This window comes from Arthrobacter sp. CAN_A214, assembly GCF_015751955.1.
Taxonomy (GTDB): Bacteria; Actinomycetota; Actinomycetes; order Actinomycetales; family Micrococcaceae; genus Arthrobacter_D.
On sequence record NZ_JADOUU010000017.1, the window covers coordinates 42,211 to 52,033 of the forward strand.

Genomic DNA, 9,823 nt, shown 5'->3' on the forward strand with positions numbered 1-9,823 from the left:
AGGTGAGATGTTTCGATACCAAAGTGGGACGTTTCGATACCGAGGTGAGATGTATTGATACCGAGATCCCGGATCAGAGGGCCCTGCTTCCCAGTGTTGGCACGGATTTTAGGCTTGTGGATAACTTTGACCCTTAAGTTCTTTCCTGAAGCACCCTTAAGTTAATTCCTGGGTTCCTCCCTAGTTAACGCGTGAGGGTGGACGCTTGTGGATAACCTCCCAGCCGTGAATGACTAGGAGATCCGGTGCCTCCTGAGCTGCTGAGTGCGACCACACCTCAGGGATGAGTCACTGTGCCGAGGTACCTCGGTCGGACTGGTTGATGCCGTGCTGGGCAATCGAACTCAGTTCCTCCGCGATAGCGGCAAGGGCAATCACGTTCGCGGCCGCGATCCTTTGGTCAACGCTTAGGCTGTCCAGCTCGTGACCGATCCACGTCTTGTCCCTGCCGCCGTTCAGTACCTCGTAGATCGACTCGTAGCTTGTCATCTCATTCCCCTCAGCTCGTGTAGACCCCAGTAGTCCAGCGATCCCCACAGTAGTGCCGCCCCTAAGCGTGACGATGGAGCGGACTCACCTTAAAATCTTTAAGCTTCCAAAGATGACGAGCCCGCACCTGTCCCAGCCCCTTGACCTCTGCTGCGCCACCTCGAACAGTGAGCCAGGAGGCACACGGACAGGCCCGTCACGCGCTCGCAGGACAGAAGGGACCTCCCATGCTGAGCCCGTTCCCGGAACCGCCCTGACAGCCCTTGCTGGCTACACGAACAATCAGCCGGCGGATAGTCCCTTGGGTGTTCAGTGCGGCTGGTCATGGTGCAGGGAATCCCCGCCTAGGTGGGGCGCATTGTTGGGTTCTCATCCGGGAGTGGTGTTCGTATGTAGGGCGACAAGATACGCGGGCATCCTTGATGGGGGTCAACGCGGCTACTTGCGGAGTCGACAAGCGCGGCACCACACTGATTCATGAGTGAGTCGGGCTCAAACGAGGTCCCGGAGTCGCGGGTTGCCCTACTGCAAGGGACTCTCGGCCTGATGGTTTTCTGGAGTTTTCTCATTTGGGTGACTGACAGCTCGCCCTTCGAGTGGACGTCCCTCACTCCTGTGCAAGTGCGAGCGTTGCCGTGCGCCACGCACGGGGGTTTTGACGTGGTGTCTAGTCAACCGGTTCATGTGCCTAAAGACTATTGGATTATCTTCGGATGGGTTGCGCTTTTTGCGGGCTTGGTGGTCGCCCTATGGTCGCTGCGCATCGCGAAAAGGTTCTATGAGGTTTCATTTGTGTTGTTTGCGGGCTCCCTTGCAATTCGCGGCGCTTCCTGGCAGGACTCCTTCTTGCAGGACTCAGCAGGCGGGAGAGCATCTGCCTTTCCGTCTGGACTTCCCTGCCCTTACAGCAGCGCCGATTTAATAGCGGAAGTAGATCGCACGCTATATTTTTACGCAACGATGGCAATTATAGTGGTGTCCATTCTTGGACTTATCGTCGTGTATCTAAACGAAACGGATTTTCCCGGTCCCGGGCAGATAGCAAAGGGTAAGGTCTGGCTCACGCGGCTTTTGAGCAGCGCTATCTGGATACTGGGAATCATTCCCCTTCTTATTGTTATCCTCTTTCTCTTCGTGTTGTTTGAGGGAGGTTTCGGCGTTCTAGGCCCACTCGCCCCGGACCTCATGCTTCTTGTCGTCGCTAGCCACTTCTCTCTCTTTGCGCACGGGCGCATTCGTCGTGTCGGCCGAGAAGCCATTGGCGCTGGCCTCGTGTTGGCCCTGAGTAAGCTTGCGTCGATACAGGTGGTCTTTCGCAGCTCCCTCAAGCCATACGACGTAGCGCCGATGACAATCGAATCGCGCTCCTCCCTTCCCGCCGTGCAGCAAGAGTTGCTCAGCGATCTCATGTTTTTCTTCGAGCTGTGCGTTGTGCTCTTCGTCTGGGTTCTTATCTTCTCGATGGTGAAGAGCTACATGCATCGCCTAAGTCGACTTCGAGACAACTGAGGAGGCCGTGTGAGTGAATCTAGCGTCACCTCAGAGGAGCCTGTCCAGCCATCCCTGGGAAGGCATTACAACCGCGGCCGGCTCGCCTATCTCCACCGACGAGTTCACCCCGAGACACCGGAAACCGGAAAAGCTGGGGTAGCAGAGGGATCGGTCCTGGTCACCGATCAGGACCGCCGACAAGGGATTGAAAGGATAGATAGAGGCAACCCTAGAGAGAAGCCCACCGAGACGATCAGAGACTCGTGACCAGCGTCCACCGTCCCTCAAACAAAAGCGCCGGCGCCCGCCCAGGGAACGCGGCGCAGCGCCCACGCCACTGATCCGGCATCCAGGAGATGACCGGTCTATGACTCCCTGTAAACCTGTCTTCCTGTACTACCGCTTTACAGGTCTACAGCTATACAGGCTGAGCCGTCAGCAGGGCCGAGAGGCAGGGAGGGAATCCGAGACAGGCATAGACATCGAGGGGCCGAACCATGGACATCGCGGCCTGGAACCCATAGACATCGAGGGGATAATTACCGTTTTGGAGGTGTACGCTCGGGTCCGCTTAGCTCCTCGCTTCGCGAGTTCAGACTTCCCCGAGCGTAGCACGCCGAAAAAAATGGGGTGCCTTCCAGTGCCTCAAACAGTCATCCCGGCATCTGGCCATTCAGCCCACCTCAGACCGAACCAACGCCGCTCCCCCGTCAACTCGCTCACCGACCCACCGGGACCCAGGCGAGTATCCGCCGGCTCCTGCCGAACTCGCCCTGCCTTGCAGCGAACCAGGTGACCAGAGACCACTTTTGCCCGGGAGGGTGCGGATCCATCAGCCGTGCCGGAAAAATGAGGGCGCAGAAGGGGGGGGTGACGATCGCTCCTCGAGGAGCGCGGCCGATGGAGTCGGATCCATCACCGCCAGAGAAGCACCTGGAGCTGTGCAGCGCGTGTTCGGGAGATCACCCGCGGAAGCAACGAGAGCCCCTGCTGATAACAGCAAGGGCTCTCGGGCCGTGAGGCGGTGACACACCACGGGAAGGAAAATCGCGAAAAAAACCTCTCGCTACGTGCTCCTACCTCAGCGGGTGCAAGGGCGGCGACCAAACCACACTTGCGCAGATCAGCCTATCGGACGGCCCGACCGAGAAAGCTTGAAAGGCAACCCATTCAGACGACACTCCTTCTCGCTTGTCACAAATAGCTAACAGATCTATTTATGACAAGCGAGCCGGGAATCCACCCGGTAGGTAAGGGTATTAGGTGGTAGTTGGAAACTCGTTGAAAGATCCAAAGAATCCTAATGCAGGAAGGACGGCAAGCAAGACAACGGCAGCAATAAAGAGAAGTGGCCCAAGCCATATGATCGTTCCTCGATCCTTCAGTCTTTTTGTTTTAGCGGCAGTTGTTTCACCTTCTGGCCCTTCTTTCAATTTTCCCCAGTAGGTAACCATCATGACAAAAAATGGAAGGAGGAAGAGGAGGACGGCTAAGAATCCGTCACCTTTAGTTCCTAGTGAGTTTGCGCCCAATAGAAAAGCGGCCGCGCAGGCACCGAGAAATGATATTGCAATTATTGCGACGGCGGCTGAGTCTTTTAGGGGTGGCTCGGCGTGGTCTGAATCACGTACTTTTTTCAAGGCATAAACAGATAGCCCCCAAGACCCTGCGATAAGTGCACCGTATCCGATTAGCTCGTCCAAAATACCTCCGTTTGAATTTTAGTGATTGTTGATTGGATAGGAACTGTGTCACCCATGAGCTCTAATTGCAGGAATCACGGGCACCTCGTTCCTTGCCGTTTAGAACAGTAGCCGCGTCCTGTCTGCGTTCCCGGCGCACCCGATGCTGTCGGTGAGGGAAGGGCGGATCCGGTACCTGCCGACACGGCCGAACGATGACCGCAGGGCACGGCAGGTGTGTAATACTTGTGTAAGGAAAAAGTAAGAACGAGGCAAAGGGGAAACCATGCGGCCGATGACGATGAACGCGAAGCCGAAGCCCGTGATGTGGTTAGACGCGGCCACGGGTAAGGGTGTGACGTTGGATGGGCGCACCTTGTCCACGGTCATCAAGTCCCGGCACAAGACGCCCCAGCTCGATGACCTGCTGGATACGGCCGCGCACGCTGGGATCGAGTGGATCATGCTCACCGGCGCCGAGCCGAAGGCCCCGAAGGATCTGCCGTCCTGGATGGATGCCCCTACCCCGGGGTGGAAGCACGGCGAGCACTACCGGAAGGACGACAAGCGCGGCCGGTACGAGAAGATCCTGACGGGACAAAAGGTGGAGATTAGCATGGCCTCCACCTGGTTCGGTGATGTCGTCTTGTCCCCCGCCCAGGCATCCGATGCGTGGGGTGCTCTGCGCTACTACCTCAACCGTGTGGAACCTGAGATGACTACTCCGTTGATGTCCCCAGGACTCACCGGGGCGATTTTGTGGGCGTTCAGCGTCACCGAGCGCAAGGGGCAGCGGTTCGACCCGGAGCCGATCAGCGACGCGGTAGCCGAGCTGCTGCACGCGACCTCGGGACAGCACCACATGGAGCATCTGGTGGCTGGTCCCAACGCTTCCGACCACCCGGATACGGTGGCGCTCGTGGATCCAAAAGCCACCCCCAAGCTCGACACGTTCGCGCACTCCGATGGCCGGTTTATGTATGCGGCGCATTGCGCCGAGCTGGGGGTGGGACCGGCCCACGAGCTGAGCCGCGAGGAAGCCACCGATTTGTGGATGTTCCAGGGATCCAAGGGCAAGTACGCCAAGGCTCGATACCGGGTGAAGTTCCGGGTGCCGGACAACTGGCCGCACGTCGGGATCTTGGGCGTGCAGGATCCGGGCAGCTCAACCGAGTGGTACTACCCAAACCGGCCCGGGGCCATAGGAGAGACCTGGGCCGATCACCGGGAGCTGCTGGTAGCGGAGCGTTTCGGCTGGGGAATCGAACCTCTGGGTGGGATCCGGTTCACGGAGAAGATGCGCCCCCTGGATACGTTCGCGGAGCGGATCAAGCGCCTCCGCGCCCAGGTGGCAAAGTCCGAAGCCCCGGCCGGTTTGAAGCGGGCCGTGATGAACGCGCTGCGAAACATTCTGATCCACGGAATCGGCCGGTTCGTGATGCGCGGCAAGGAATCCCCTATGTCCGTCGATCACCTCGATGACCTGCCCCCGAATGTGGAGTACGAGCATGTAGGAGATCGGTTCGTGTACTCAGCCCGCCCTGAACTCTCCGCTGCGGACAAGTCCAGGTACCACCCGGAGCTGGCGTCCCAAGTGTGGGGTTGGTCCCGGGCACAAGTGCTCTCCTCCCCCGCCCCGATCCCAGGCACGCAGGGCCGCTACGCCGGAGCCCTGCACGTCGATCCGCGGACCCTCTTGGGAATCGAAGGAGACGCGATTTACACCAGCTCCATCCCCCAGTGGTCACTACCGACCGAACACGGTGGAGGAGACGACGGCCGCGAAGGCCGGGTGAGGTTGCAGGGCCTCCTCCGCGGAGAGATCAAGACACCCGTGACTAAGCCAGAGCGCGACGCACTGAAAAAGAAAGCGGCAGCGGCAGGACCATCCGCCGCCTGGGTGGCATAGAACATGGCCGACGACAGGGCACTAAACGAGTCCGAGTCCGTGGCGGACATCGTGCGCGGAGTCATGCAGGTGCGCAAACTCAGCCGAGCCGACATCGCCGCCGAGCTAGGCCGATCCCCGCGCATGGTGAGCAAGCTCCTCAACGGCGAATCTCGAGGAGAGTCCTTCCGCACCGCCCTGGTCTCGCTGCGCGACAACGGCACGGTAGACCGCCGCCCACCCCGACGCCGCAACAAAAATGACCAGCTCGTGCCGGTGCGCGCCAAGATCGACCGGGAGCACCCACCCGTAGCAACCCAAGACGGCGAAAAGGTCAAAGCACCCACCGTCGTCCCGGAGGACACGGACGGCCGCTACGTAACCAAAGTGCCCAACAGGTTCAGCGAGAAATCGTCCTACTCAAAAGACGGCAACCGAGTCCACCAAGTCACCATGAGCAAGACCAACAAGAGCAGCCGCGAACGAGGCATGAAGGCCATCATGGGCAAGCTCGTCGGCGTGGCACGCACCCAGTCCCACAAGGACAAAAAAGTCACGTTCACCGCCACACTCGACAACGGCCGACAGGTCATCATCGGAGAAAAAGGCGGCACCTACGTCAGCCAAGCACTGCGATCCATCAAAGCCGCCGGCGGAATCGAACAGTGGACCAACGTCGTCATGGCCGCCATGTATGAGGGCAAGGGCAACAAACCAGGAAACCACCAGATCACCGGGCTCAGGATGAACGTCACCGAGTACCAAACCCAGGACGGACTCGCTAGGTATTCCAGAAAGAAGGAAGGGAGATAGACGCCATGACGAATGACTCAACGATCATTCCCCCGATCACCACCACCGAAAGGAAGCCAGCGAGCTTCCGCCTTACAGTCCAAACTCTCCGACTCATCGCGCTCGCCGTGAACGATGCCAGGGCGAACGGCAGGCTTGCCACCAAGGGAGAGGTGATCGAGCAGGCGATCCGCGCCACCTACGGTTACTTGGACAAGCCGAAGGACAAGCCCGGCAGCTAGATCGGCCCAGCCGCTCGGCCGAGATCACTGGTAAACCTGTAGATACCGGTTTACAGCTATACAGGTTTCTATAAATAGGTAAGAATCGTCGTACTAAAACTGGGGATCAGGAAGGTCAACATGCGCGTAGCTTTTGGAGGACTTAAGGGTGGAGTGGGTAAGTCCACTTCCGCCACCTATGTAGCCGCTGGACTGGCGGGTAGGGATGAGCCCGTAGTACTCATTGATTCCGACCCCCAAGGCTCGGCGCTGCGGTGGGCGGAGCAGGCAGATTTCCCGTGGTTGACGGTGGCTCTGCCGACGAAAACCATTCACCGCCAAGTTGACCAGCTCGCGGGCAGTAAGCACGTTGTGATCGATACCCCGCCCGGGGATCTCGGCATCGTGTCCTCGGCCATGCGCGCCGTAGACACGCTCGTGATCCCAGCCCAACCGACCTCGGCTGACCTCAACTCGTTGGCCGAAACCCTCTCCCTCGCTGACGACATTGCCGTAGCGACCGATCTCCGGGTGATGATCCTGCTGACCCGCGTTATCAAGCGCACGAGGGCGCAGGTGGAAACTCGTGCCGCCCTGGTCGATGCTGGCCTCACGGTCATGGAAGCGGAAGTGCCCCAGTCGCAAGAGCTGGCCCTCGCGCACGGCAAGAAGATCACCTCACTTGGCCCCTACGCCGATGTCCTCGATGAGCTGCTTGCTGGGGGTGCCAGGTAATGCCAGCAAAAGAGAACCCGATGAGTGCCGCGCTCAGCCAGGGCGCAGCCCGCCGGCGCACACCAGGAGAGCAGGCCGGGCCAAAGGTCGCGGCCGAGCCGGAGAAGCTGCTGACCGTCGCCATCCCGCGATCCATGCACGCGGAATTGAAAGCGCTTTGCGCTCAGGCCGATATCTCGATGAAACAGCTCGTCATGCGTGGCATCAGCCGTGAAATGGACTCTGTACGCAAGCGCACCACCACCTAGGTCAAAGCCTCATGACATCCCTGATCCCCCGTTGGGTCACACGGGACCGGAGAACGGTGAAGGATGGATCCGTGGAGATCCTAAATGGCGCCGAGCAGCACCCAGACACCACTAACGAGGAGGTCCACGCGTTCGACCGTGTGCGGGAGGCGGTCCGGCAGATCTGCGCCGACAAGGACTTATCGCAAGCCCGCGTGCACTTTGTCGAGGAGATCGGCGGGCTCGCTCTCAATGCCCAGTTCCGGCCACACGGTGGAACTCCGACAATCTACGTGACACACGGGGCAGCCATAGATCTCACCCCAGCAGCACTGCGCTGGCTTCTGGCACACGAGATCGGTCACTACTGGCACGACAAGCGCTGGCGACGGACTCATCTCGTCTTCCGGATCCTGACCGCCCTGATGGTTCTTGTGGTGCTGGGCCTAGTCATAGCGCGCATCACCAACCCGTCTTATGCCATTGAGATTCTCAGCTCCATAAGCCCCATGCTCGTTCTGCCGCTTTACCTCGCATTCTGCTTTCGAAAGCGAGCTGACGAAGCACGGGCGGACGACTTCGCCGTTCTCCACGAGGGTGACTTGATCGGTGCCAAGCAGTGTTTGCATGCCTGGGACGAAGTCAGGCCCGAACGCCTCTCACCGCACCCGCTCATCAGGAAGCTGAGACTGATGATGCAGAGCCACCCCTGGCGCTATCAGAGGCTCGCGTCGATGACTTTGACCCTTCAGCAAAGCCGACCGACGATCTGAGCTTGTCCCCTGTGCTGGGTGCGGGGTGCTGGGCCTGCCGTGTTGCTTGGCTGGTAAATCGGTAGAGCTGTATCTACCGGTTTACAGCTTTACCGGGATACAGGTTTACAGCTTTACCGGTCAGCTCCTCGGGCTCAGCCGCGCAGCTCCTCGTGTTCGTTGGTGGTGCTGGGGTTTGTCTTGTCCCCTCGGGCGCGGACCCTCGGCTGCGGTTTTCTGGCGCGGCAGCTATACAGCTCGAATCAGTCATTGGCGGTGAAGTCGCCGGAGAGTGGGAACTTTCCCCACATCTTCCACCAGCGCACCGTGACGAGCGACTGAGGGAAGCACTCCTTCTTGCCTGGGTCGTCCGTAAAGTAGATGGTGAGCAGCCTTGGCTGGGCGTTCGGGGTGATCGTGATGACCCGCATGCCTTTCTGGTCCTTGTCGCACCGCGAGCGAGTCGATGAGTCCTTCGTAATAGGTTTTCTTCCTGTCACCGGTGCTCCTTCAGCTTGCTAGACTTATCTGTTTGTCGCTTATTGCGGTAACAACTCAGGAGTATCCGTGCTCGGTTTTCTTGCGAATCTGCGCGACATAAAGGCATCGCTCACCTCGGGCATGATCCTCCTATTTGCCATCTGGTTGGCATTCGGAAATCAGATTGCTGGGGTCAAAGCAGACGATTCGGTGGCCGGTAATGTCGCCCGACTTGTTGATTATCTGGGACCAGTTGCTACCCTTGGAGTCGTCAGCTTCGTCGCTTACTTTCTTGGTCTTATTCTTTCTCTCGACAGAATCGTGTTGGGTGCGAGCAGGGTCCTGAGATCGGCCAATGCTAATCAAGGATTGATTCCTGCATTTTTTACGATACTGATATCCACACTTGAGTTTATTGGTGCGACTTACGCGAGATTTTTCCGTGTCTTATTCGGCATGCGAGCAGCGAAAAGTAGATCCACTAGGACACCAGCGTTTCGCTCACCGAGGCTGAACGGGTACGTGCGTCAGATAGTCTCTGATGCGTTAGATCGAAATGGCCAAGAACTTGTCGTCAAGCGACTGACGAATGCTGCTTCCTACTCTCCTACTGCTCCTCTTGGCGCACTACTTGACTTCGCCACGCCCGAAGGCTCTGACGAAGATGTTGACGGCGTGGTTTCAGATTATGTACTCGGTACGATCCGCACTGACTTAGATATCTTGGCGGTTCAGTTGGGTCATAAGCGTGAACGAGCTTACGACCGTTTCGAAAAAGCTCGATCAGAGGCAGAGTTTCGAGCAGCGATAGTAATTCCCTTAATCTTGCTCACCGTGATTCTGTGTTCTCGACTATCAATGGAGAGCGCTAGTCCGGGCGTCATTACAGCCACTTTATTCACCGGTTTAGTCGGAACTGTAGTCCTTACGGTTAAGGCCTACAGGAAGATGAACGAATCTGAAGAAGAAGTCATAAACGCTATATTGCTTGAAGAGATTGAGGTGCCTCAACTCATAGTCTTGAAAGAACCGGCTTTGTAGCGTCCCTAATACGCTCGGTCAAATT

Annotated in this window: 11 protein-coding genes; 8 read left to right on the forward strand and 3 right to left on the reverse strand. The window is 58.3% G+C overall.

What is annotated here, in order from left to right:
- Positions 1–288 precede the first annotated feature (288 nt).
- On the reverse strand, positions 289–489 hold the full coding sequence (locus IWX65_RS13375) for a hypothetical protein (RefSeq protein WP_196883570.1): 201 nt from the start codon (positions 487–489) through the stop codon (positions 289–291).
- A gap of 684 nt (positions 490–1,173) precedes the next feature.
- Here IWX65_RS13375 and IWX65_RS13380 point away from each other — a divergent pair.
- Positions 1,174–1,998: a hypothetical protein gene (locus IWX65_RS13380; protein WP_196883572.1), complete on the forward strand. Its 825-nt coding sequence runs from the start codon at positions 1,174–1,176 to the stop codon at positions 1,996–1,998.
- A gap of 1,241 nt (positions 1,999–3,239) precedes the next feature.
- Here the strand turns inward: IWX65_RS13380 and IWX65_RS13385 are convergent.
- Complete coding sequence (locus tag IWX65_RS13385) at positions 3,240–3,683, reverse strand: hypothetical protein (RefSeq protein ID WP_196883574.1); 444 nt, start codon at positions 3,681–3,683, stop codon at positions 3,240–3,242.
- Between the two features lie 265 nt (positions 3,684–3,948).
- Here IWX65_RS13385 and IWX65_RS13390 point away from each other — a divergent pair, with 265 nt between their 5' ends.
- The 6 genes from IWX65_RS13390 to IWX65_RS13415 all read left to right on the forward strand — a co-directional run bounded on the left by IWX65_RS13390 (position 3,949) and on the right by IWX65_RS13415 (position 8,298).
- On the forward strand, positions 3,949–5,571 hold the full coding sequence (locus tag IWX65_RS13390) for a hypothetical protein (protein WP_196883575.1): 1,623 nt from the start codon (positions 3,949–3,951) through the stop codon (positions 5,569–5,571).
- A 3-nt stretch (positions 5,572–5,574) separates the two neighbouring features.
- Positions 5,575–6,363, forward strand: coding sequence for a helix-turn-helix domain-containing protein (locus tag IWX65_RS17845; RefSeq protein ID WP_334683858.1), 789 nt, complete (start codon positions 5,575–5,577; stop codon positions 6,361–6,363).
- Between the two features lie 5 nt (positions 6,364–6,368).
- On the forward strand, positions 6,369–6,584 hold the full coding sequence (locus IWX65_RS13400) for a hypothetical protein (protein ID WP_196883576.1): 216 nt from the start codon (positions 6,369–6,371) through the stop codon (positions 6,582–6,584).
- Between the two features lie 120 nt (positions 6,585–6,704).
- Positions 6,705–7,298, forward strand: coding sequence for an AAA family ATPase (locus tag IWX65_RS13405; RefSeq protein ID WP_196883577.1), 594 nt, complete (start codon positions 6,705–6,707; stop codon positions 7,296–7,298).
- Positions 7,299–7,318: 20 nt separating this feature from the next.
- Positions 7,319–7,546 carry a hypothetical protein gene (locus IWX65_RS13410; protein WP_196883578.1) on the forward strand — a complete coding sequence of 76 codons (228 nt, stop codon included), beginning with the start codon at positions 7,319–7,321 and terminating at the stop codon, positions 7,544–7,546.
- Between the two features lie 71 nt (positions 7,547–7,617).
- Positions 7,618–8,298 (forward strand): M48 family metalloprotease, encoded by a 681-nt coding sequence (locus IWX65_RS13415; protein WP_196883579.1) that lies wholly within the window; start codon positions 7,618–7,620, stop codon positions 8,296–8,298.
- Between the two features lie 242 nt (positions 8,299–8,540).
- Here IWX65_RS13415 and IWX65_RS13420 read toward each other — a convergent pair whose 3' ends face one another.
- Entirely contained in the window at positions 8,541–8,777 is a 237-nt protein-coding gene (locus tag IWX65_RS13420) for a hypothetical protein (protein WP_196883580.1), read from the reverse strand.
- A 67-nt stretch (positions 8,778–8,844) separates the two neighbouring features.
- On the opposite strand from IWX65_RS13420, the gene IWX65_RS13425 reads away from it, so the two are divergent.
- Positions 8,845–9,798, forward strand: a complete 954-nt coding sequence (locus IWX65_RS13425) for a hypothetical protein (RefSeq protein WP_196883582.1) — start codon at positions 8,845–8,847, stop codon at positions 9,796–9,798.
- The last annotated feature ends 25 nt before the right edge of the window (positions 9,799–9,823 follow it).